Origin of the sequence: Mongoliibacter ruber (assembly GCF_003003005.1) — a bacterium.
Classification (GTDB): Bacteria; Bacteroidota; Bacteroidia; order Cytophagales; family Cyclobacteriaceae; genus Mongoliibacter; species Mongoliibacter ruber.
The window spans coordinates 168739-193115 of the sequence record NZ_PVTR01000002.1; the positions used below are offsets into that span (position 1 = coordinate 168739).

General features: G+C 39.2%; 22 protein-coding genes. 15 read left to right on the forward strand and 7 right to left on the reverse strand.

Annotated elements, in window-relative coordinates; genetic code table 11:
- Positions 1 to 26 precede the first annotated feature (26 nt).
- Both CLW00_RS04015 and CLW00_RS04020 read left to right on the forward strand, forming a co-directional pair.
- Positions 27 to 758 (forward strand): SIMPL domain-containing protein, encoded by a 732-nt coding sequence (locus CLW00_RS04015; protein ID WP_106132372.1) that lies wholly within the window; start codon positions 27 to 29, stop codon positions 756 to 758.
- Between the two features lie 5 nt (positions 759 to 763).
- On the forward strand, positions 764 to 1225 hold the full coding sequence (locus tag CLW00_RS04020; RefSeq protein WP_106132373.1) for a YehS family protein: 462 nt from the start codon (positions 764 to 766) through the stop codon (positions 1223 to 1225).
- A 320-nt stretch (positions 1226 to 1545) separates the two neighbouring features.
- Here the strand turns inward: CLW00_RS04020 and CLW00_RS04025 are convergent, their stop codons facing one another.
- From CLW00_RS04025 to CLW00_RS04035, 3 genes are all read right to left on the reverse strand, one after another.
- Entirely contained in the window at positions 1546 to 3117 is a 1572-nt protein-coding gene (locus tag CLW00_RS04025; RefSeq protein WP_106132374.1) for an Rne/Rng family ribonuclease, read from the reverse strand.
- A 184-nt stretch (positions 3118 to 3301) separates the two neighbouring features.
- Positions 3302 to 4120 (reverse strand): tetratricopeptide repeat protein, encoded by an 819-nt coding sequence (locus CLW00_RS04030; RefSeq protein ID WP_106132375.1) that lies wholly within the window; start codon positions 4118 to 4120, stop codon positions 3302 to 3304.
- Between the two features lie 20 nt (positions 4121 to 4140).
- Positions 4141 to 4449: an HU family DNA-binding protein gene (locus tag CLW00_RS04035; RefSeq protein WP_106132376.1), complete on the reverse strand. Its 309-nt coding sequence runs from the start codon at positions 4447 to 4449 to the stop codon at positions 4141 to 4143.
- A 161-nt stretch (positions 4450 to 4610) separates the two neighbouring features.
- On the opposite strand from CLW00_RS04035, the gene mutY reads away from it, so the two are divergent.
- The 5 genes from mutY (at position 4611) to CLW00_RS04060 (ending at position 13976) form a co-directional block, all read left to right on the forward strand.
- Entirely contained in the window at positions 4611 to 5684 is a 1074-nt protein-coding gene (gene mutY, locus CLW00_RS04040) for an A/G-specific adenine glycosylase (RefSeq protein WP_106132667.1), read from the forward strand.
- Positions 5685 to 5735: 51 nt separating this feature from the next.
- Positions 5736 to 6188, forward strand: a complete 453-nt coding sequence (locus CLW00_RS04045) for a single-stranded DNA-binding protein (RefSeq protein WP_106132377.1) — start codon at positions 5736 to 5738, stop codon at positions 6186 to 6188.
- Positions 6189 to 6251: 63 nt separating this feature from the next.
- Positions 6252 to 7601 (forward strand): gliding motility-associated protein GldE, encoded by a 1350-nt coding sequence (gldE, locus tag CLW00_RS04050; RefSeq protein WP_106132378.1) that lies wholly within the window; start codon positions 6252 to 6254, stop codon positions 7599 to 7601.
- Between the two features lie 407 nt (positions 7602 to 8008).
- Complete coding sequence (gene gltB, locus CLW00_RS04055) at positions 8009 to 12499, forward strand: glutamate synthase large subunit (RefSeq protein WP_106132379.1); 4491 nt, start codon at positions 8009 to 8011, stop codon at positions 12497 to 12499.
- Between the two features lies 1 nt (position 12500).
- Positions 12501 to 13976, forward strand: a complete 1476-nt coding sequence (locus tag CLW00_RS04060; protein ID WP_106132380.1) for a glutamate synthase subunit beta — start codon at positions 12501 to 12503, stop codon at positions 13974 to 13976.
- Between the two features lie 260 nt (positions 13977 to 14236).
- Here CLW00_RS04060 and CLW00_RS04065 read toward each other — a convergent pair whose 3' ends face one another.
- Entirely contained in the window at positions 14237 to 14683 is a 447-nt protein-coding gene (locus CLW00_RS04065; protein WP_106132381.1) for a Spy/CpxP family protein refolding chaperone, read from the reverse strand.
- Between the two features lie 173 nt (positions 14684 to 14856).
- Between CLW00_RS04065 and CLW00_RS04070 the strand changes: the two genes are divergently transcribed.
- Entirely contained in the window at positions 14857 to 15297 is a 441-nt protein-coding gene (locus CLW00_RS04070) for a gamma-glutamylcyclotransferase family protein (RefSeq protein WP_106132382.1), read from the forward strand.
- Positions 15298 to 15300: 3 nt separating this feature from the next.
- Here the strand turns inward: CLW00_RS04070 and CLW00_RS04075 are convergent, their stop codons facing one another.
- Positions 15301 to 16644 (reverse strand): NAD(P)/FAD-dependent oxidoreductase, encoded by a 1344-nt coding sequence (locus CLW00_RS04075; protein WP_106132383.1) that lies wholly within the window; start codon positions 16642 to 16644, stop codon positions 15301 to 15303.
- A 148-nt stretch (positions 16645 to 16792) separates the two neighbouring features.
- Here CLW00_RS04075 and CLW00_RS04080 point away from each other — a divergent pair, with 148 nt between their 5' ends.
- From CLW00_RS04080 to CLW00_RS04095, 4 genes are all read left to right on the forward strand, one after another.
- Positions 16793 to 17500 (forward strand): YebC/PmpR family DNA-binding transcriptional regulator, encoded by a 708-nt coding sequence (locus CLW00_RS04080; RefSeq protein ID WP_106132384.1) that lies wholly within the window; start codon positions 16793 to 16795, stop codon positions 17498 to 17500.
- A 330-nt stretch (positions 17501 to 17830) separates the two neighbouring features.
- Positions 17831 to 18421, forward strand: coding sequence for an inosine/xanthosine triphosphatase (yjjX, locus tag CLW00_RS04085; protein ID WP_106132385.1), 591 nt, complete (start codon positions 17831 to 17833; stop codon positions 18419 to 18421).
- Positions 18422 to 18495: 74 nt separating this feature from the next.
- Positions 18496 to 18810: a thioredoxin family protein gene (locus CLW00_RS04090; protein ID WP_106132386.1), complete on the forward strand. Its 315-nt coding sequence runs from the start codon at positions 18496 to 18498 to the stop codon at positions 18808 to 18810.
- Positions 18791 to 19048, forward strand: coding sequence for a DUF6952 family protein (locus CLW00_RS04095; protein ID WP_106132387.1), 258 nt, complete (start codon positions 18791 to 18793; stop codon positions 19046 to 19048). Before CLW00_RS04090 ends, CLW00_RS04095 begins: the two co-directional genes overlap by 20 nt.
- Positions 19049 to 19119: 71 nt before the next feature.
- Here the strand turns inward: CLW00_RS04095 and CLW00_RS04100 are convergent, their stop codons facing one another.
- Positions 19120 to 20121, reverse strand: a complete 1002-nt coding sequence (locus CLW00_RS04100; protein WP_106132388.1) for an NTPase — start codon at positions 20119 to 20121, stop codon at positions 19120 to 19122.
- Between the two features lie 73 nt (positions 20122 to 20194).
- Between CLW00_RS04100 and CLW00_RS04105 the strand changes: the two genes are divergently transcribed.
- The 3 genes from CLW00_RS04105 (at position 20195) to CLW00_RS04115 (ending at position 22922) form a co-directional block, all read left to right on the forward strand.
- Complete coding sequence (locus CLW00_RS04105) at positions 20195 to 21106, forward strand: M20/M25/M40 family metallo-hydrolase (protein ID WP_106132389.1); 912 nt, start codon at positions 20195 to 20197, stop codon at positions 21104 to 21106.
- Positions 21107 to 21811: 705 nt separating this feature from the next.
- The gene (locus CLW00_RS04110) at positions 21812 to 22291 is read left to right on the forward strand and encodes a TlpA family protein disulfide reductase (protein WP_106132390.1); all 480 of its coding nucleotides are present in this window, start codon (positions 21812 to 21814) and stop codon (positions 22289 to 22291) included.
- A gap of 7 nt (positions 22292 to 22298) precedes the next feature.
- Positions 22299 to 22922 carry a thioredoxin family protein gene (locus CLW00_RS04115; RefSeq protein WP_106132391.1) on the forward strand — a complete coding sequence of 208 codons (624 nt, stop codon included), beginning with the start codon at positions 22299 to 22301 and terminating at the stop codon, positions 22920 to 22922.
- A 75-nt stretch (positions 22923 to 22997) separates the two neighbouring features.
- Here CLW00_RS04115 and CLW00_RS04120 read toward each other — a convergent pair whose 3' ends face one another.
- Complete coding sequence (locus CLW00_RS04120; protein ID WP_106132668.1) at positions 22998 to 24353, reverse strand: FAD-dependent oxidoreductase; 1356 nt, start codon at positions 24351 to 24353, stop codon at positions 22998 to 23000.
- Between the last annotated feature and the right edge of the window lie 24 nt (positions 24354 to 24377).

Sequence of the window (24377 nt, forward strand, 5' to 3'; positions counted from 1 at the left end):
TATACATATTAAATTATCTCCAGTCTATGAAAAAACACCTTTCCCCATTTATCTTTTCGCTTGCCATCATCATAGCATCTGCACTGCTTGGCAATGCGTTTATCAATAGGCATCAGAAATCAGGCACCATTGATGTTACCGGACTCGGGCAACAGAATTTTAGTTCTGACCTTGTCGTATGGGAAGGTAATTTCAGCAGGGAAAATTATGATATCAAAAATGCTTACGCAGACCTTGAAAAGGACAGAAAAGCGGTGAGTGATTATCTTGTTTCCAAAGGAATTCCCAAGGAAAAGATTATTTTTAATGCCATCAATACCAATCCGGTTTATGATCAGAATTATAGCAGTTCGGGGAATTATATGGGTCAGACCTTTAAAGGATATCAACTTAACCAATCACTGCAAATTGAATCTCAGGAAGTTGATAAAGTTGATCAGATTTCCAGGGAAATAACAGAATTGCTTCTACAAGGCGTGAAATTTTATTCCCAGCCACCACGCTACTACTATACCCAACTAGAAAGTCTGAAAATAGAGATGATTTCTAAAGCAACAGAGGATGCAAGGTTGAGAGCGGAAAAGATTGCTGAAAACTCCGGAGCAACTTTGGGCAAACTGATTTCAGCCAATATGGGGATTTTTCAGATTACCGGTCAAAACTCCACAGAAGACTATTCTTGGGGAGGAACATTCAATACAGGGGCAAGGGAAAAAACTGCATCCATCACCATGCGTCTCAGTTACGCAGTCAGATAAAGTCTATGAACAACAACGACATAATAAGATCACTCAGGTATACATTTGATTTGGGCGATGATCAGATGATCAAGCTCTTTAAAAATGGAGGCAGAGAAACCACGCGGGAAGAAGTAAGTAACTGGCTTAAGAAGGAAGAGGATGAAGATTACAAAGCTATATACGATATAGATTTGGCAGCTTTTCTGAATGGCTTTATCATCAAGCACAGGGGAAAGCAGGAGGGTAAAGATCCTGTGCCTGAAAAGAGGCTGAATAACAATGCCATATTTAGAAAAATAAAAATCGCTCTCTTACTCAAAGATGAGGATATTTTGGAAATGTTGGATGAAGTAGATTTTAGATTTTCAAAACACGAGTTGAGCGCGATATTCAGAAAACCGACACAAAGCCAATATCGAGACTGCAAAGATCAGGTCTTGAGGTATTTTTTGAGGGGATTGCAGGAGAAATATAGAGGCGACTAAAAGTTGAGTATTTCAGTATCATTATTGATTTCGAAACTGGGAAACTTAGGTTAAAATCTAATTCTAATAAATAACATTTAATTAGTTTCCACAACTTGCGAATTGAAGCATAAAAGGAGTGATTTTTACCATAAAAAACAATAGTCACATAAGTTGATAGAGGGACACCTTTGACTAAGCCATAATAACAAAACTCCAATCTGTAAATAGTAATAGCATAATACCTTTAGATTATCGGTATCTCTGATACAATTTGGGATTTTAACTTTTCCAAAGTTTACAATTTTATTGTAAAAGCCATAAACCAAAAAAAGCGAGACCTATTCGGTCTCGCTTTTTACTGTAAGTTCTATTTCTTCTCCTGAATCGTCCAGGAATCTGTATTCCGTCACAGGTAGGGAAGAATCTTTTATCAGCTTTACCCACTTAAAGTATTTGAAAAACCACCTCACCCTTGGTGAAATCAGCCCATTGGTAAAATAGGCAAAAAGGTAAGGGTGTAATCCGATGTGGATGTTAGAAACATTTTGGATGGTAGCGATATGCTCGAGGTCTTTTTCCAATTGATCAGCCACCAAAATGGAGGCTTGGATCTTACCTGTACCATTACATGAAGGACAGGTTTCTTTGGTGACAATGTTGACTTCAGGTCTTACACGCTGTCTAGTGATCTGCATTAGACCAAATTTGGTCAAAGGCAACACCGTGTTTTTGGACCTATCATCTTTCATTTCATCCTTCATTGCATCAAAAATGGCCTTTTTATTATCGGCTTTTTTCATGTCAATAAAGTCAATGACGATGATACCTCCCATATCTCGGAGGCGCAACTGTCGGGCAATTTCTTTGGCTGCGACCAGGTTGGTTTTTAAGGCCGTCATTTCCTGTTCGCTTTCTTGGTTTGACTTGTTTCCACTGTTTACGTCTATGACGTGAAGGGCTTCGGTATGCTCAATAATGAGGTATCCGCCCTGTGGAAGACTTATCGTCTGACCAAACAAGCTTTTGATTTGCTTTTCAATTCCAAAATTTTCAAAGAGCTTAGCTTTTCCGTTGAAAAGCTTGACTATTTTTTCCTTTTCAGGGGCAATAGATCTGATATAAGACCTGATTTGATCATAGATCAATTCATCCTCTACGGTGATTGCATCGAATGATTCGTTGAGAAGGTCCCTTATGATAGAGGAAGCCATACTCATCTCTCCGATAATTTTTTCGCGGCTTTTTGCTTTGGGTAGTTTTTTCATTCCCTCTTCCCAAGTGGTAAGAAGGTTTCTCAAGTCTTTGTCTAGTTCGGTTACGGACTGACTTTCTGCGACTGTTCTGATGATTACACCAAAATTGGCAGGCTTGATAGAAGTAATAAGTCGTACCAATCTTTTTCTTTCTTCTGCACTTCGTATCTTTTTAGATACATTGACAGTGTCGGAGAATGGTACCAATACCAAATAGCGACCCGCGATGGAGAGCTCGCACGATAGTCTCGGGCCTTTGGTGGAGATGGGCTCTTTGACCACCTGCACCAGTACCTGATTGTTTTTAGAAAGTACATTGGAAATTTTCCCAAGCTTTTCTATGTCAGCTTCTTTCTCAAAACCTTTAAGGTTGACATTTTGGTTATTATTGTTGCGGACGAGCTTTGAAAATTTATTGAGGCTGTTGATCTGAGGACCTAAATCCTGATAATGCAAAAATGCATCTTTCTCATAGCCCACATCAATGAATGCTGCATTGAGCCCATTGACGATTTTTCTTACTGTCCCCAAGTATATGTCACCAACTTTAAACTGATTTTCTCCACCTTCTGAGTGAAGTTCCACCAGGTTTTTGTCCTTGAGAAGTGCTATTCGACTACCGCTTTGAGTAGAATCAATTAATAATTCTGTGCTCAATCGTGTCTGTTTTTATAATATAAATGAACGTGTTGTGTAAAAACTCAAAAAGAAGAAGTAATTATTACTTCTTCTTATGTCTGTTTTTTCTAAGTCTCTTCTTACGCTTGTGCGTAGCGATCTTATGTCTCTTTCTTTTTTTACCGCAAGGCATATTTTTAAAGATTTAAAGTGGAACAATTATTTATAATCTTTCAAGGTAGCTTTCAACACTCGCCAAAACCATCGGGTCTTGAGTCATGTTTTTAACATCTTGAAATTGCTTTTTTGCTTTGTTGTTTTGCTTGGACTCAAAGTAACTTACCGCTAAGTAGAACTGTCCCTGCAAGTTATCAGGATGAAAACGCACCAGTTCTTCAAAACGTTCAGCTGCTCTCTTGTATTGACCGGATTGCATGGATAGCACTCCCATATTGAAAAGACCATCTTCATTATTTGGGTCTATTTCAAGGATCTCCCTCAGCATGGTAATACCCTGCATTGGGTTGTTGGAAGACACATATGTCATAGCAACCTTAGTCTTCAAATCCAGTCTAGTCGGATCTTTATCCAACACTTTATTCAAATAGCTTCTCGTCTTATCGGCAAGATACGCTATTTTTTGCTCGTTTAGTGCAAATGTATAAGCCTCATAATATGCAGTACCTGTTTTTTCCCAGAGTTCAGCATTGTCTAATTTAAGAGCGGCCTGTTCAAGGTAGTAGGCAGCGGAGTCAAATTTGCCCGCCTGTGTATATTCTGCAGCTAAGGAATCTGCCAAAGAACTGATTTTTCCCTTATCTTCTTCTATACTCATTCTCTGAGAAAGTGAAGAAATCTTATTTCGAACGGATTCAGAAATATCAGCATCATGAAGCTCGGCAGCATCTGTGCCAGCTTCATCAGCCTCTGCTCTGATTTCCATATTCCCTTCATCATTATCCACAACAACTCTAGGCAACGAATACAGCACAATAATACTGACGATACCAATGACGAGAATAATGATCTGGGATTTTTTCATAAGGAAAAAAGCACTCAGGATTAATCCTGAGGTGCTAGTTCTTTAATTTTTTTACTGTTTTTGATTTTTTCGATGAAAACTTTCGATGGTTTGAAGGCCGGTACGTAGTGCTCATCAATAACAATTGCGGTATTTTGAGAGATGTTTCTCGCAATTTTCTTCGCTCTCTTCTTGTTGATGAAGCTTCCAAACCCTCTTACATAAATATTCTCACCGTCCGCCATGGAATCTTTTACCACTTTGAAGAATGCCTCAACAGTCTGAGTTACATCGTCTTTCTGAATACCGGTTTTATCCGAAATTTTTGTGATTACTTCTGCTTTAGTCACTGTCTAATTAATTTAAATTATTATCAAATAAGCTTAACGACCTATTAACCAACTAATTTTGGGACTGCAAATTTAAAGGAAGCAATCCAATATAAAAACAAAAAGCACAAAATAAGATTGAATTGTTTAACATTGCCTTCATATTGAAATTTAAGACCGTTTTGAGTTTACACCCTTTCGTCCATACAATATTGGAGTGGTATCCCCGACACAAAAGGGATTTACCTTGGAGAAACACCAAAGACCCGTATATCATTTGGTTATCAGAAATCATCCTGCAGCAAACACGTGTAGCTCAGGGACTACCTTATTTTTTGAAGTTTGTGGAAAATTATCCAAATGTTGAAAGTTTGGCCAATGCTCCTTCTGAGGATGTCATGAGATTGTGGCAAGGACTTGGATATTACAGCAGGGCCAGAAATCTTCATGAATGTGCCAAAATGGTGTTTAACCAATACGGAGGAGTTTTTCCAGACAATTATAAAGATTTACTCAAACTAAAAGGAATCGGATCTTACACTGCAGCGGCAATTGCTTCTTTTGCATTTGAAGAGGCCGTAGCGGTAGTAGACGGAAATGTCTTCAGGGTCTTGTCTCGATATTTTGGTGTGGCTACTGACATTGCCAGCCCTGCAGGAAAAAAGGAGTTTGAAAAATTGGCAAATGAACTTATTCCCCATGATTTTGCCGGAACCTTCAACCAGGCGATTATGGAGTTTGGTGCACTACAATGTGTGCCAAAAAGCCCCGATTGTACAATTTGTCCACTCAGGGAAGGATGCTTTGCCCACAACAAAAAAATTGTTGCCGAACTTCCTTTAAAAATAAAAAAGCTTAAAATCAAAGAACGGTACTTCAAATACACTTATATCACATGTGGTGATTACATTGTTGTTAAGAAAAGAGGCGAAGGTGATATCTGGCAGGGATTATTTGACTTTCCGATGACTGAAGTCTCTGAGAAAAGCAAATTGATTGATCTTTTACCTGATTTTGTGGAATCCTTGAAAAAAATTGAGACACTTAATGTCGAGAATTCTTCATATACTTATAAACATATCCTTACCCATCAAAGAATTTTTGCCAACTTTGTTAAGTTTGTGATTGATCCAAGTGAAATCGATCGATTAGCAGAGTGGACAAGATTATTCGAATTTCAGATAGTAGAAAGAGAAAGGTTTGAAGATTTAGGCAAACCAAGACTGATCTTAAAGTATTTGAACGATGAAAAATAATGCTTAATTTTAATCATAAACTTTTTATTAAACCTTTAAACAATCAACATTATGGCCGGAGTAAATAAAGTAATTTTAGTAGGCAATTTAGGAGCAGACCCGGAAGTAAAGCATTTGGAAGGGGACAAAGTGGTAGCCAACTTGAGATTGGCAACGACTGAAGCTTACAAGGACAAAATGGGCAATAGGGTGGAAAATACCGAATGGCATGACCTTGAGCTCTGGGATGGTCAGGCAAAAATCGCCGAACAGTACCTCAAAAAAGGAAGCCAACTTTTCGTAGAAGGAAAAATCAAATCAGATACCTGGCAAGATGATCAGGGAAACAACAGGAAAAGAACCAAAATAAGGGTACTGAGCTTTACTATGCTCGGAGGAAGACCTGACAATGCTGGAGGAGGTGCTCCTCAAGGTGGAGGATATTCGCAGCAGCAGCCTTCAAATGTATCTACTCCAAGTGCAGTGTCTGAAGGACCACAAGAAGAAGACGATCTTCCCTTCTAAGCTAAATAGTTGAAGAATTGATTGGGAAATGTTTAATTTTGCAATCATCATCTTAATAAATTGATGGACGACCCCTATCCGAGTATTATGTTGCTGGCTGAAATCGCTTCGGTTTCGGCCAGCTATATCTTTATAAATGCATTAATTTTTGTCTTTTTGCTGTTAGCGTCTGGCTTGGTTTCAGGTTCTGAAGTAGCTTTTTTCTCTCTCACATCAGAAGATTTGGCCACAATTCAGGACAAGGACGATGCCAGGGCTTCCAGAGCAATTTCATTAATTGAATCTCCCAAAAACTTACTGAGCACCGTATTGATCCTCAACAACCTGATCAACATCGGAATGGTTACGCTCACTACATTTGTAGCTTGGACCATTTTTGGGTTTAATGCCACAGGTATCATTGTAATCTTAGTACAGACAGTAGGGATTACCTTTGCCATCGTCTTCTTTGGTGAAATTGTGCCCAAAGTGTATGCTACCAAAGCAAATATTGAGTTTTCCCTGATGATGGCTCCATACATTTACTTTTTTTCTTTGTTGTTAAAACCCCTGACTTTTTTGTTACTGTCCATTTCTAATATCATTGAAAAAAGAATTCAAAGAAAGGGGTATTCCCTTTCCGTTGATGAATTGAATCAAGCTTTGGAGCTTACCACCGAGCATACGACCGATGAGGAAAAGGATATCTTAAAAGGAATTGTGAACTTTGGAACACTCTCGGTAAAGCAAGTGATGCGTTCCAGGATGGATATTACAGCCATCGATATGGAAATGGATTTTCATGAATTGATGGATAAAATCAACAAGAGTGGATATTCAAGAATCCCTGTGTATAGCGAAACAATTGATCACATTGAGGGCATATTATATATCAAGGACCTGCTTCCTCATATCGATCATGATGAGGATTTTCAATGGCAAAGCTTGGTAAGGAAAGGATTTTTTATTCCTGAAAATAAAAAAGTAGACAGTCTTTTGAAAGATTTCCAACAGAAACGGGTTCATATGGCAATCGTTGTCGATGAGTATGGAGGCACATCAGGACTTGTTACATTGGAAGACCTTATAGAGGAAATTATCGGCGAAATCAATGATGAGTTTGATGATGCCGAAGATTTTTATTTCAAGGAAATCGACCCTAACACATTTGTTTTTGAAGGAAAGGTCTCTCTGAATGATTTTTGCAAAAAGCTTGAAATTGATCCACAGGAATTTGATGAAGTCAAGGGAGAAAGTGAATCACTCGGAGGCTTATTACTAGAGCTCAATTCAAGTTTCCCAAAGAATGGATCGAAGATTAGGTTTGAAAAATATGAGTTCACGGTCTTGGCAGTAGATGCAAGAAGGATCAAAAAAGTAAAGGTTCATCTATGGGAGGGTGAGAAGCAAATGAATGGGGATAATGAAGATTAAGCCAAAAACCTGTACCGAATAATATTCTGCATTTAACCTATTTGATAGAATTATTGAATCCTCAATGAAACTTCTATTTTTTTGTTGAATCCTCTAAATAAAAATTCCGTCAAATTTTCTCGATTTTTTTTTCTTAAAATCCGCACCAACCGATATTTGGTAATTTATTAGCTAAAACCAAAATAATGGTCAAAAATTAAACCTAATTTTTAAACATTGAAGTCTTTATTGCGGTTCTATGTCTTTTTTAAAACTGATTAAACAATTTCTCTAAATCTAATTTTTACACCATTTCTGTGTAAAGTATGCATTCATAACCTTGTTTTGTTGCCTCTATTTTAAAAAAAGGAATTTTTTTTGTAAATTTTGCATCCATTTTAGATCAACCTATAATAAACCAAACATACATGAATCAAGGACTTTATCGTGACGAATTTGAACACGATTCCTGTGGGATAGGAGCTGTTGTCAACGTAAAAGGAGTAAAAAGCCATGAGACCATCAGCGATGCATTGTTTATGCTGAGCAACATGGAACACAGGGGCGGACGAGGCAGTGATCCCAAGACAGGTGATGGTGCCGGCGTACTTATTCAAATACCTCATACATTCTTGAAAGAAGTGACTTCAAGGTCAGGATTTGACCTCCCTGAGGAGGGAAGCTATGGAGTCGGGATGACCTTCTTTCCAAGAAACAAACAGTTGTACAAAAAATCCAAGGAGCAACTTAAAAAAATCATCGATGAACTAGGCTTCAAATTGATCGGATACAGGGCAGTACCTGTGGATGAAACAGTGCCTGGCTCAGGTGCTTTGGAAGTAATGCCAAATATCGAAATGGTATTTGTGAGCCACAAGGATGGCCTAAGCGATATTGACTTAGAGAGGAAGCTTTACGTTCTTCGAAATTACTCTACCAATTTCATTAACAACACCATCCCCGGTGTCAATTCAGCTTTCTATTTTGCGAGCTTTTCAGCATTTACACTTATATATAAGGGTCAGCTCAGAACTGATCAGGTTTTGCCATTCTATAAAGACCTCCAAAACAATAAAATCACCTCAGGTCTTGCAATAGTTCACTCTAGATTTTCTACCAATACATTCCCAAACTGGAGACTGGCACAGCCTTTTAGGTATCTTTCCCACAACGGAGAAATCAATACCATCAGAGGTAACCTCAATAAAATGAAGTCCAAACAGACTTTGATGAGGTCTATCTACTTCAGTGACGATGAACTTGGCAAACTTATGCCTATTACCAACAAGTTGAACTCTGATTCGGCAAATTTAGATGCCATGGTGGAGCTTTTGACCCTCAGCGGAAGGTCATTGCCACATGTCATGATGATGCTGGTACCAGAGGCTTGGCAGGACAATCAGACCATGAATAAGGAAAGAAAGGCCTTTTATAAATTTCATGCAGCCTTGATGGAACCATGGGATGGACCTGCAGCACTCTTATTCACCGATGGAAAATCACTTGGTGCTACTTTGGACAGGAATGGACTCCGTCCTTTAAGGTATTTTGTCACCAGTGATGATAGACTAATTTTGTCTTCTGAAGCAGGTGCTTTGCCTATTAGAGAGGCAACTGTAACAGATAAAGGACGAATCAGCCCTGGAAGGATGCTACTTGCAGACTTACAAAAAGGCAAAATATTCCACGATGATGATATAAAATCAGTGGTTTGTGACAACAAACCTTACGATGCATGGGTGAAGGAAGAAAGGCTGAAACTTAGGCTCATGCCAAACCCTAAAACTCTAGAAAACCCCTATTCTCTGGAGGATATCAAAAAGAGACAGACCGTTTTTGGATATACAGCCGAAGAAATCAAAGTCGTCCTTTCTCCAATGGGAGAAAATGGATATGAACCAATTGGCTCAATGGGTGCAGATACGCCTCTGGCAGTGTTATCTAAGCAAAGTCAACATATCTCAAATTACTTCAAACAGCTTTTTGCACAAGTAAGTAATCCACCGATTGATCCTATCAGAGAGCGATTGGTGATGTCCTTATTTACCAGAATTGGAGAAAGCCACAACATCCTCGCTGAAAGCCCACGACATACAAGGCAGATTCATATCAGCCAACCCGTACTTCTAAACGAGGATTTGGAAAAATTAAAGCATTTGGAGGAACTGGGATACAGGTCAGTTACCCTTTATGCGCATTTCGAAGCTGACCATAAAGCTGGAAGGCTTTTGGAAGCACTGGAACAACTTTGCAAGCAAGCCGAAGGTGCAATTTATGCCGGAAAAAACATCATTATTATTTCCGACAGAAATAGTAACGAAACCCAAGCTCCGATTCCTTCTTTGATAGCCATTGGAGCAGTACATCACCACCTGATCAAAAAGAAACTCAGGACGAGGGCTGGCTTAGTAGTAGAAGCTGGGGATATTAGAGAAACTCAGCACTTTGCAACTGTGATTGGGTATGGTGCCTCAGCGATCAATCCATATTTGGCACTCGAATCTTTAGCAAGTCTAAACGAAAAGGGTGTGTTCAGTAAGAAGTTTGAACAGAAAGAAATATTTACCAATTATCAAAATGCCATAGGAAAAGGGCTTTTGAAGGTGCTTTCTAAAATGGGAATTTCCACTCTGCAATCTTATCAAGGTGCCCAGATTTTCGAAGCAATCGGACTCGGACCAGAAGTTATAGACAGGTGTTTCAAAGGAACAGTATCTAGGATTTCGGGTATATCATTCGATGAACTGGCTGAAGAAGTTTTGATAAGGCACCATGCAGCCTACAAGACTGAAAGTCCGATTTTGGAGGCCGGTGGAGTTTATCAATGGAAAAGAAGGGGCGAAAAACACCTTTTCAACCCTGAAACTATCCACTTGCTTCAGAAATCCACTCGCTTAGGTGATTACAATTTGTATAAAAAATTCGCTCAAAAGATCAATGACCAAAGTAGAGATGCTTTGACATTGCGAGGCCTTTTTGAGTTTAAGAAGCGGATTTCTATTCCGATTGAGGAAGTAGAGCCAGCAGAGGACATCATGAGGCGATTTGCCACAGGTGCCATGTCCTTTGGATCTATTTCGCATGAGGCACATTCTACCTTGGCTATTGCCATGAACCGCATAGGTGCCAAAAGCAATTCAGGCGAGGGTGGAGAAGATGAAATCCGATTTGAGAAAAAAGAAAATGGAGACTGGGAAAGATCAGCCATCAAGCAGGTTGCATCCGGTCGATTTGGAGTGACCAGCAATTACTTGAGTAACGCGGAAGAACTTCAGATCAAAATGGCCCAAGGTGCCAAGCCAGGAGAAGGAGGTCAGCTTCCCGGACATAAAGTGGATGATTGGATAGGAAGGGTGCGACACTCTACACCTGGAGTAGGACTGATATCTCCCCCACCACATCACGATATTTATTCTATTGAGGATTTGGCCCAGCTGATATATGACCTGAAAAATGCAAATAGAAAAGCCAGGATCAATGTAAAACTCGTCTCCCAAGCAGGAGTCGGTACAGTCGCTGCGGGTGTTGCCAAAGCGCAATCGGATGTCATCTTGATTTCAGGCGCTGACGGGGGTACAGGTGCGTCACCATTGAGCTCTATCAGGCACGCAGGTCTTCCTTGGGAACTCGGCCTGTCAGAAGCCCATCAGACCTTGGTCAAAAATAACCTGAGGAGCCGAGTGACTTTACAGACAGATGGACAGATTAGAACCGGCCGTGATTTGGCAATAGCTACCTTACTCGGTGCAGAAGAATGGGGTATTTCTACCGGTGCACTTGTAGTAGAGGGTTGTATCATGATGAGAAAGTGCCACCTCAATACTTGTCCTGTTGGTATCGCCACGCAAAACCCTGAATTGAGAAAGCTTTTTACAGGAGATCCAGACCACGTTGTCAATTACTTCAAGTTCCTGGCGGAAGACTTGAGAGAAATCATGGCTTCATTAGGCTTTAGTACAATAGACGAGATGGTGGGACAAAGTGATGTTCTAAAAGCATCTGGAAATATGAACCACTGGAAATGGGACAAAGTAGATTTAAGCCCAGTATTCCATAAAGTAGAAGTACCTGACCATGTAGGTGTATTCAAACAGATTGATCAGGAGTTTGAGCTCAAAAAAGTATTGGACAGAAAGCTGATCAAGCAAGCGATACCTGCATTAGAGCAGGCCAACCCAGTCAAAGGCTCTTTTGAGATTAAGAACATAGACAGAACAGTTGGGGCAATGCTTTCCAATGAAATTTCCAAGATTTTCGGCAGTCCCGGGCTTCCTGATGATACGATTCATTACAAGTTTATAGGTTCTGCAGGTCAGTCTTTTGGAGGATTTCTTACCAAAGGGGTAACGTTTGAGTTGGAAGGTGAGTCCAATGATTATTTTGGAAAGGGGCTTTCGGGTGGAAAACTGATCGTGTATCCAAGCAGAAATTCAAAATTTGTTGCGCACGAAAACATCATCATTGGTAACGTTGCCTTTTATGGTGCTACCTCAGGTGAAGCCTATATCAATGGAAAAGGAGGAGAGCGTTTTTGCGTACGGAATTCCGGTGTAGAGACTGTAGTAGAAGGTATTGGTGACCATGGTTGTGAATATATGACTGGTGGATTAGTGATCAATATTGGAGAGATCGGAAGAAATTTCGCAGCAGGTATGAGTGGAGGAATAGCATATATTCTTAAGGAATACCAAGATCAGATCAATCCTGAAATGGTTGATCTAGACCCTTTGAATGAAGATGATTTTGTTACTATCAAAAACAAGCTAAACACGCATCTTACTTGGACTAATAGTCAACAAGCTGCGTCGTTTTTAGATAATTGGGAAGAGTACAAAAACAAGTTCATCAAAGTTATCCCAAGGGATTACAAAGAAGTATTGAGAAAAAGAGCATTGGAAAAATCAACAACATTGATTTAAAATGGGAGCAAAAGAAGGATTTATAAAATATAGCAGAGAACTGCCTCAGTCCAGAAATACTGAGGAAAGAATAAAGGATTACAAAGAAATCTATCAGCCTTTTGATGGAGAAAAACTCAATAATCAGGCAGCTAGATGCATGGATTGCGGTATTCCATTTTGTCATCAGGGATGCCCCTTGGGCAATGTAATTCCGGATTTTAATGACGCCGTTTACAGGCAAGAGTGGGAAGAAGCATATCACATATTGAGGAGCACCAATAATTTTCCGGAATTTACCGGACGAATTTGTCCCGCTCCATGTGAAGCTTCTTGTGTCTTGGGTATCAACAAAGATCCTGTCACCATAGAATTGATAGAAAAACACATTGCCGAACAAGCCTACGAAAGAGGCTATGTAAAAGCCAACCCACCAAAAGCAAGAACGGGAAAAAAGGTAGCTGTGATAGGTTCAGGACCAGCTGGTTTAGCCGCTGCGGATCAACTAAATCAGGCAGGCCATGAGGTAACCGTTTTTGAAAAGGATGAAAAAGTAGGAGGTCTTCTGCGTTATGGTATCCCTGATTTCAAACTGGAAAAGTGGGTAATTGAAAGAAGGGTAGAAGTAATGGCAGAAGAAGGTGTCATCTTCAGCACTGGTACCGATGTAGGATTTAACATCAAAGCTGAAAATATACTCAGGAATTATGATGCAGTAGTATTAGCTACTGGAGCACAACAGCCTAGAGAACTGAACATCAAAGGCTCTGACTTGAAGGGAGTTCATTTTGCAATGGACTTTTTGGGAAAACAAAACCAAGTAATCGGCGGGGAAATTGAAGAAAACCCTATTTCAGCAAAAGGCAAGCATGTCATCGTCATTGGTGGTGGAGATACAGGATCAGACTGTATAGGTACTTCCAACAGGCATGGAGCAAAGAGCATTACCCAATTAGAGTTACTGCCCAAGCCTCCAAAGCAAAGGACCATCCTGAACCCTTGGCCCGAGTGGCCGATGACTCTCAAAACTTCAAGTTCTCACGAAGAAGGAGCTGAGAGAGTGTTCTCTATACTAACCAAGGAGTTTGTGGGCAATGAGAAAGGAGAGGTTACCGGTTTGGTACTTGTTGATATAGAGTGGAAAGAAGAAGGAGGAAAGATGCAGTTTGAAGAAGTATCCGGTTCCAAAAGGACACTCCCTTGTGATTTGGCCTTTTTGGCTATAGGCTACACTGGCCCTGCAAAAAATGGTCTTTTAGAGGCTTTTGATGTGCAGCTAATGGAAAACTCACTTCCAAAATCCAAAGAATACCAAAGTACAAGTAAAAAAGTTTTCCTGGCCGGTGATATGAGAAGAGGACAATCACTTGTGGTTTGGGCCATATCGGAAGGACGTGAAGCAGCAGTAAAAGTTGATGAGTTCCTGATGGGAAGTTCATCTTTGCCTAGAAAGGATGAAGGATACTATGAAGTAGAGGAAGATATCCTTTCCGATTAAAATTAGAAGCAATAAGCCTAAAATAAGAGTAAGCGTGATAGTAAGTTTAGTTCGACCAGCCAAATACTGGCTGACTAATAAAAGAGCAGGTCTTTGACTTGCTCTTTTTGATTTTCTAACTCGATCAAAGGTTTACCAATGCACAACAATGAAGGATTTGAAATAGCCCTAACAAAAAAAAGCAGACCAATGATCTGCTTTTTTTAATCGCCTTATCAGGGCTTATAATTAACCAACCTATCTATGAAATTATAAAACGTTTACCTTCCTCGTCCACCTGAACCTCTTGGAGAAGAGGCTTTTCCGCCCCTGTTGTTTCCTCCTTTTCTATACTGATTTCTTCGGTTATCATCACCTCTCCTCATTTCACCACCCCTTCGACGGTTAGATTCCTGGAGTTCATTCCACTTTTCCTTCTGTTCTGGGCTAAGAATAGCTTCCATTTTGGCGTGATGGGCTTCTCTGTTTTGCTCCATCTCGGTTCTTCGCGCCTCCATTCTAGCTTTTCTCGCCTCTGCAGTTTGAAGGTTCAATTCATAAACCTGCTTTTTTTGTTCTTCACTTAGATCTAACTTTTCGGCAAGTCTATCAGCCGACCTTTCAGCCCTTTCTTCAGGATTGATACTTTTTCTTTCTACATCTCTTTGAGCAAAAGCGCTTGCAAAGGTCAAAGAGAAGATTACGGCAATCATTAATAGCTTTTTCATTTCATTATAATTTTTATTGTGAAATTCAGATCATTAAATTGTCGCATGACTCATTTGCTTTCCCGGAAAAAGCATCCAAGCTATTTGGCTGCGATCTGTAGATTAGACCGATATAAGCAAGGTGGGTTTAATCCAGTTTTGAATTAAAATGTTAATAAACCTTAATTGAATAAATGGAGAAGTTTTTCTATTTCGGATATGCCAGCAATCTTGACTCGTCTACCTTGGATGGGAGATTAAAGTCAAAAGCAATAAAAGTAGCTGTCGGTATCCTGCCAAATTTTGGATTTAGATTCAATGTCGAAAATCCAGATGGCAGCGCAAGAGCAAATGTAGTAGCAAGCCCCAATGAATCTGTTTATGGGGTGATTTATGAAATTGCAGATGAAGACAAGGGTTATTTTTTGACTTCAGAGCCTGGTTATGATTTTGTGAAAAAGGAAGTATTCACTAAAAAAGGCCCTTTATCGGCATACGTTTTCATTTCCAAACAATCCAAACAAGGAATTTTCCCCAAAGAAGATTATTGGAAGGTGATAATAAAGGGAGGCAAGGAAGCTCAAATCCCAAATACCTATTTGTCACAAATTATCAATAGGGCTGGAAAATTATAAACATTATTCCAGATCATCTTGATCCAATAGCCATTCGCGCTTATTGGGTTTGACATATTTTGGCCGGATCAAAAGTCTTAGACTAGGGTCAAATGCCAGGTATTTCCATGCCCAGCTGATAAATATCAACAGCTTGTTTTTTACTCCCAAAATGGCCATCAAGTGTACGAAAAGCCAAACCAGCCATGCAAAAGTGCCCTGAAAACTGATAAATGGAAGATCTACTACTGCCATTTTTTTACCTACTGTGGCCATTGAACCAAGGTCTCTATATTGAAATGGCTTCCATGGTTTGTTTTGTAGGTCAAGTTTAAGGTTTTTAGCTAGATTGGAAGCCTGTTGAATCGCCACTTGCGCAACTTGTGGATGTCCATGCGGGTATTTTTCTTCTTTTTGTTCACATTGATCTCCAACTACATAAATGGAATCTTCATTGATCAAACGATTGAATTCATCTACGATGAGTCTGCCATTTTTGGCCACCTGTTCACTATCTATTCCCAATAAAGAATTTGCCTTGATCCCTGCCGCCCAAAGCAAGGTGATTGTTTCTATAGGCTCTTTGTCTTTGAGTTTAACTACTAAGCCATCATAATCTTCCACCATGGTACCAAGCATTACCTCGACGCCCAATTTTCCTAAATAACTTTTAGCTTTAGCCCGTGAACCTTCGGACAGTCCACTCAACAAGCTTGGTCCAGCTTCTATGAGGATTACACGCATATTTTCAAAACTCAATTGCGGATAATCCTTTGGAAACACATGATTCCTAAGCTCAGCAATGGCTCCTGCCAATTCCACACCTGTGGCACCACCACCGACGATCACCACGTTCATGATAGGACGACGGTCTTCAACACTTTTTAAATTTACCGCCCTTTCATAATTTGAAATGATTTTATTCCTGATGTAGAGCGCCTCCGAGGTGGACTTCATGGGAGCTGCATGAGTTTGGATATTTTTGTTTCCAAAAAAATTGGTGTTTGCTCCCTGGGATAGGACTAAAATATCATAGTTCAAATGTCCTAGATTGGTTTCCAGGATTTTTTTCTCCTTGTCAATCTTACGCACGATTGCCATCCGGAAGACGATATTCTCTGTTTTATGAAAAAGCCTTCTTAAAGGAAAAGAAACTGCACTTGGTGAGAGGGCAGCAGTGGCAACTTGATAGAGTAAAGGCTGAAACTGATGGTAATTATTTTTATCAAGAAGAATAACCTGATAATCTGATTTTGCCAGTTTCTGTGCAAGTTGGATCCCTGCAAAACCAGCTCCGACTATGACTATCCTCTTAAATTTGGATTCTGGGATATTCGGAATCGGGGTAAGTTCTTGAATAGTGAGCATAAAAATCAAAGTTTAAGATGGGAAAATATGGCTAAAATCCCTCCATAATTTATAAGATTTACTAAACTAACGATTTGAAGGGGTTTTTTGATTCTACTCCTTCCGAAAAGATTTCTTATTTTTACCCACCTTTAAATATAGCAAAGTAATGGGAAGAGCATTTGAATTTCGTAAAGAAAGAAAATTTAAGCGGTGGAGCCAGATGTCCAAGGTATTCACAAGGCTGGGTAAAGAAATAGTAATGGCAGTGAAGGCGGGTGGACCTGACCCTAGCAACAACTCTAAACTTCGTACGATCATTCAGAATGCCAAAGGCGCTTCAATGCCAAAGGACAGAATAGAAGCAGCCATCAAAAGGGCTTCCAATAAGGATGAAAAAGACTATGAAGAAATCGTCTATGAAGGATATGGACCGCATGCTGTTGCTATGATTATTGAAACCTCCACAGATAATATCAACAGAACAGTTGCCAACATCAGAAGTTATTTTTCCAAGGCCAACGGTTCACTTGGCACCTCTGGTTCCGTTAGTTTTATGTTCAATAAGAAGGCCGTGTTCAGGTTTGCACAAAATGACTTGGATATGGAAGAGCTGGAACTGGAATTGATTGATTTTGGACTGGACGAAATAGACGAAAATGAAGGAGAAATTTTCGTATACACTGCTTTTGAAGACTTTGGGAAAATGCAAAAGGCACTCGAAGAAAGAAATATTGAAATTGTAAACGCGGATTTCCAATGGTTTCCCACCACTACAGTAGAACTGAGTGAAGAGCAAGAAGAGGATATCAACAAGCTCATCGAAAAGATGGAAGAAGATGATGATGTAAATCAGGTATTTACAAATTTGGCATAAAATAATCTTAGGTTGTGGACAGACCACAACCTTTTATTTTTATCCTTGGTCTTATCAATATATGATTATCCGCAATCATGCCACTAATCAATTAATAGATGGTTTTTAAACAAATTGATAACAATAGATAAAAAATCCGCCACGGCGGACAAGTTATTTATTGATCTTGGTTCGAAATTCCAGGTTAATTCTATTAAATAGATTCTACTGGTATGAAAGCGGATATATATCAATATTCAGAGCAAAAAATGTAAGCGATTTTTAAAGATTACAAGTTTATGTTTTGAATGAAATGAACTAAAACCAAGGAAAAGTAAAAATTTTACAAAAATGGCATTTCCTAAAAGAAAGAACATACAACAAGGAACAAGGCAGCAACTGGTAATAGTTGGAAGTAAAAATCCGGTGAAAATCAACTGTACAGAAAGCGGTTTCCATCAAGCAATGAACACATCAGTCTTGGTGGAAGGCTTGAATGTAGACGCCGGAATATCTAAGCAACCGATAGGAGATGAGGAAACATTGCTTGGTGCTACCAATAGGGCCAAAAACTCAAAAAATGTATTCCCAGAAGCGGATTTTTGGGTAGGCATAGAAGGAGGAGTCGATACTTTTGCTGGTGAAATGCATGCTTTTGCATGGATCTTTATCATAGACAGACAGGGTAGAACAGGTAAAGCCAAGACGGCAAGTTTCATCCTTCCTAAAGCTATAGCCAATTTGGTAAATGACGGAATGGAGTTGGGTGATGCTGACGACAAGATCTTTGACAGAGAAAACTCCAAACAGGAAAGCGGTGCTGTCGGAATCCTGACAAAAGGAGCGATCGATAGGAAAGAATATTACCAACAAGCGGTTGTCTTAGCCTTAATTCCTTTTGTCAACGAAACGCTTTACGACAATATAAGCGATACCTTATAGAAATAATCAATTGGTTTTTGAAACACATAGTCTATACATTTGTGTTCACATTTAGAAAAGCAAAAATAAATAATATGTTACAGGAATTAGAGTCAGACAATTTAGACCAAATAGTGGCCGACAACGAATTGGTATTGGTACAATATGGTGCAACCTGGTGTGGAAACTGCCGCATCATGAAGCCAAAAGTAAAAAGGTTGTCAGGAGATTTTGAAAACATCAAGTTTATTTATGCTGATGCTGAGAAATTCCCTGAATCTAGAAAATTGGCGGAAGTTACCAACTTACCGACCTTTGCAGCCTTTAAATCCGGCAACTTGGTCAACCAAATTCAGACAAATAAAGAAGACGCCTTAAAATCCCTTATCAATGAGATTGCCGATAATTAAGCATGTTTTGGGTTTCATCGAACAAAACGATGAAGATTGGGTCAATGAGACCATCGAACTGTTGGAGAATATGAGTGAAATTCCTTCTTTGAAAGATGAAGAGCTTGAGGTGATGGGGGAGTTACTTTCTAATCTCTACGGAACACTTGAGGTCAACAACATGATCAAGGGTGGTATGGATAAAAAAGAAGCCATGAACGCTTTTATGAAAAGAGTAACTGGCTCAATTGATAAATAAAAATTAGGCTTAAAGTTGTTTGATCACCCAATTGAACAAAAGCTTAACTAAAGGACCTTCGGGTCCTTTTTTTATGGCTTGCTCTCAAGGTTTTCCAAAAACCCTCTCAGGGCCTTTCTCCAATCTGGATCTGCATCCCACACTGGCCCGAGATACAACTCATCTCTCACTATTAACCGTATATAATACTTGACTACAATGCGGGTAGGATCTTGAAGTGCTGAAGGGTCCAGTCCCATACTTTCCATAAGATCCGCTTCCCTTCCTTCTACCTTGATCAAAAGAAATTGTACCCTATCTTTGAGGAGGTCGGCATCAGTTTTGGCTGTACTGAGGTATGCTACATCATGTTGGTAATACGCATCAAAAATCCCCTCGAGTCCCCGTTTTTCAGCCTCTTGCTCTGCGAGAATAGCCTGTTCTGACTTGCCAAGCAAGTCATACCTGAAAGCACTTAAAATTCCGGCTTCACCCAAAGCACCACCAAGCTGCACGCCGAGCTTAAACACGTCAAGGTTAAGTGGATTTCTAGCAATAAATCTTCTCGCACTGACATTTGCACCCGACTGACCAGGTTCTTCATCAGGGTACTCAGGCACTTCCAGCACCAGATAATTTTGTGACTGGACATTTTGACCCAATTGGGAAATTGAATCTCTCAGATCTGCCAAGGTTTTACCATTTATAGACCACGCGGAAGTCGAACTGACTATACTGCTGGAATTAGAAAATGGGGCAATATGAAGTATAAATTCTCCATTGGCTTTTCTTGTTAGGATAACTACAGTTGAAATAAGCCTTTTGGTAAAGGAGTTTGCATATGCAGCCTGAACTTCCTCAGATAGCGTAAGGTCTTCCAATTCATAGTATGCTACAGGATCTCCACCAGCTTCAAGTAATCCCGTATGTATAGTTTCGGCAATTTCTTTCCAATCCAATATGGGCCTAGCTGAAGGGGCATTGGAAATCAAGACGATTGACTTTCCACTTAAAAACCCCTCAGGAAGAGCACTTTGGCCATTTACGCTCAAAATTGTGAACAAAAGCAGACAGCATGCTGAAATATATTTCATTTTTGACTTGATACAGAGAATTAAAACTTGCTACTTTTATGGTTAAAGATAACGATCAATTTAGCGCACTAATATGAAAAAACTTCTGGGATTCTTTATTTTCTTTTTGGCATTGGCAATAAATACAAGCTTCGCGCAACAAATAGACGATCAGAAACTACTATTTGATCTTGAATACTTGGCTTCCGAAGAACTTGAAGGAAGAAAAACTGGATCTGAAGGAGCTGCCTTGGCGGTAGATTTTATCAAAAACAGGTTTCAGGACCTAGGTCTAACTTCACAATACACTGACTTTAGCCAAAAATTTGATTTTTTTAACAAAAGGGAAATTAAACAATATACAGATGCAGTCAATGTGCTTGGTTTTATACCAGGGAGTGAGTCAGAAAAACTAATTGTAATCACTGCGCATTATGACCACTTGGGAAAAAAAGATGATAAGATTTTTTATGGAGCGGATGACAATGCATCAGGGACTGCAGCCCTTTTGGCATTTGCCGAGTACTTTTCAAAAAACAGGCCCAAGCATTCTATGATGTTTGTAGCATTAGATGCTGAAGAAATGGGCCAACATGGTTCGAAGGCTTTAGTGAAAGACTTTCCCTTTCCAATAGATCAAGTGGTATTAAATATCAATATGGATATGGTCAGTAGAAGTGATCAAAATGAGCTGTGGGCTGTGGGCACTTATCATTATCCAAGTTTGAAGCCTTCATTGGAGAAGGTCGGCAAATCATCATCTATTTCCTTAATGTTTGGGCACGATGAACCAAACAGCAATTTGCAGGATTGGACTTACTCTTCAGATCATGCTGCATTCCATAGAGAAGATATCCCCTTTATTTATTTTGGTGTGGATGATCATGAAGACTACCACAAGGAAACGGATACCTTTGAGAATATTGATCCTGAGTTTTTTGTAAATGCTACAAAACTCATTTTAAATGCAATAATTGAATTTGATACAACCTTACTGGGAAATTGATACACTTAAGGCATGATGTGGATCTAAGTACCAATATAGGTATAGTACCTTGGTTTTTATGTCAGTAATTAACTTTTGCTTAATTGGTTTTAAATACCAATTCTGCTTCTAATAATACCATTTTTTATCAATTGGCCTATTGAAGCATACGAGCCAAACACATGTAAACAAGCGTATTGTAATGGACTAAATTTCGATCACAGAACGATCAAAATTTTTATTGAGAAATTAAAGGTTTAAGATAAGATTTATCCAAGATTGCTTACAAAAGAAGAATCTTTGGTTTTATGAATTTATCCACCGTGTAATTTTTTTTGAACTTATAAAAAACTCATTTACAGCTAGATATCCACAAATCATAGTTTTTCAACATTAATTTAACAATTTGATTTTCAGACTTTTAAATCACTCCCTAAAGGATGTGTGGATAAGTGTGGATAAATGTGGATAAAAAAGACTTGCTTTTTTGCATGTTGGAAATTGGTCCAATTTCGATGTTTTTTATAGGTGGCCAAACAAGTATTGGCCCTAATCGTTACCACTTTTATAGTCCAAAAAAATCAAATGATTAAAATAATATTTTGATAGTGTTTTGCCGATTCTCCTTTAAATAATTTGGCAAGAATTTAGGCGCTCTATCTTTACTCATATCGTCTATATCTAAATAGGAAAAATTCAATTTTAAAATGCAAAGTGAAATTCACCATGAAAGTATTGATACTACCTCTACTTGTTTTCTTAAGCACATTTCTGTTAAGGGCAGACCGATCTGAAGATAATTTTAAAATCATCAGTTTTCCCGAATTCGAAGAGTTGACACAGCAGAATTCTGAAAAGATTAGGGTTTTCAATTTTTGGGCTACTTGGTGTGCACCCTGCGTGAAAGAGATGCCATATTTTCAAAACGTACAAGCTGAAGACCAGTCCTTAGAACTTATTTTTATCTCCATGGACGATGGTAGAAAGCCGGATAGGGTTACCACGTTTATGGAAAAAAGAAATGTAACCGCGCCTGTGTATTTACTCAACGACGTCGATTATAATAAATGGATTGACAAAGTAGATCCATCTTGGTCAGGAGCCATCCCAGCCACCTTATTTATAAAACCAGACGGCAGTAGGACTTTTCATGAAGGCGAAGTCAGTGAAGAAGAATTGAAATCAATGATCCAACAACTTAAATAATTTAGCCATGAAAAAAATTAGTTTATTTCTTTTGAGCCTTGTTGTTTTAGCGGCACATTCAATGGTAAGCGCACAGGATAGCCAGGGTTTTGGAATTGGCGATAAGGCCAAAGATTTTAACCTTAAAACTACAGAAGGGACCATGGTCTCGCTTAATAATTTGGAGGGTGCCAAAGGAGCGATTGTCATTTTCAGTTGCAATACATGTCCTTACGTCGTCGCTTATGAAGATAGAATGATTGACCTGCACAACAAATATGCTCCACAGGGTTATCCTGTCATTGCAATCAATTCAAATGACCCTAAAGTAAGCCCTGGAGACAGTTTTGAAAAAATGCAGGAAAGGGCTAAAGAGAAAGGTTTTACATTTCCGTATGCCTATGACCAAACGCAGGAAGTAATAAAAGCTTATGGAGGTACCAGAACCCCACATGTGTACCTTTTGCAGAAAGAGGGAAGCGATTTTAAAGTGAAATATATCGGAGCCATTGATAATAACTATCAAGATGCTTCAGCAGTCACTGAAAGATATGTAGAAGATGCGATTGGAGCTGTAATGAAAGGTCAACCTGTCGCCAATCAAACAACAAAAGCCATTGGATGCACAATCAAATGGACAAAAGCTGAATGATTTTGAATAAATTTTAAAAAGGAAAAGGCCGCTTTGATATAAAGCGGCCTTTTCCTTCTTCCATTATCTTTTTTATTAAACAGCTTTTACTTTATCCAATTGATCGATAATGTCTTCATAATCCAATTTATTCCAGTTCTGGGTAATTAACGGATCAGCCATCACTTTGTCCATAATGGATGCCTGAAGCTTTCCTTGAGCGTATGCTTCCGAGTAAGGAATATCAGAAAATGTCACCATCGTATAAAGTGGAATCCAATCCAATGGATACAATTCATGCAACCTAGCCTCTATCTTTTTGCGGATTTGGAATTTTGGATCCGAAACTACATTTTTCATTTCTTCAAAATTATCCATAGCCAATTGACAGATTGCGTCAGTATCAGGTTTACGGACTTTCTGGAATTTGGCGAAAACCAATTCCCATGCATTCGTCCCAAATTTGCTGATTAGCTTATCGAGAATATAACAGTCCTCAAACCCACAATTCATCCCTTGCCCATAAAAAGGAACCATCGCATGAGATGCATCCCCAATGAGCAATGCTTTATGCTCCATCCAAGGAAAACATTCAATATTGATAAGCGCGGACGTAGGATTGTCAAAGTACTCTTTCTTTAACTGAGGCATAATCTGATAGGCATCATCAAAGTAAGTTTTGAATACCCCCTCTAAATCTCTGTCATCCCTGATATTCTCAAAACAAACTCGCTTTCCTTCAAAAGGAAGAAAAAGTGTACAGGTAAATGACTTATCAGGATTTGGCAGAGCGATCAGCATAAAACTACCTCTTGGCCAGATATGAAGTGCGTTAGGGTCTAATGCAAATTCACCTTCAGAGGTAGCTGGAATAGTCAGCTCTTTGTAGCCATGCGAGATATACTCCTGTTTGTAATCGAACCGAACCTGCTTCAACATGGCATTTCGAAGTGCCGAATATGCTCCATCTGATCCTATTATCACTTCAGATGCAATTGTTTCTTTTTCAACTTCCGGATTTGAAACTGTCAAAGTATGATCACGAAGGTTTACATCCACAATTTTATGTTCAAAGTGAATGTCCACTCCAACTTCTTCTGCTTCTTCCATCAACAGTTGGTTGAATCTTCCTCTTGAAATAGAATAAATGGCTTGACCTTCCTTGCCATAAGGGATAAATGAGGTTTTTCCATGCTCATCATGGATTTGCCGCCCATACATCGGGATGGTGAGGGGTTTTACTTTTTCAGTAAGACCTAAATCATCAAGCGCCTTCCAGCCTCTATCGCTGAGTGCCATATTAATAGAACGTCCCTCTTCAAGGTACTTCCCTTTTCTATTGTCAGCTCTCTTTTCGTATATGTCTACTTTGAGGCCTCTTTTTTTCAAATATATACTCAACAAAGACCCGATAAGTCCGGACCCTAAAATGCTGATTTCATTTTTTTTCATAGGTTTGAGATTGTTACCCTTGTT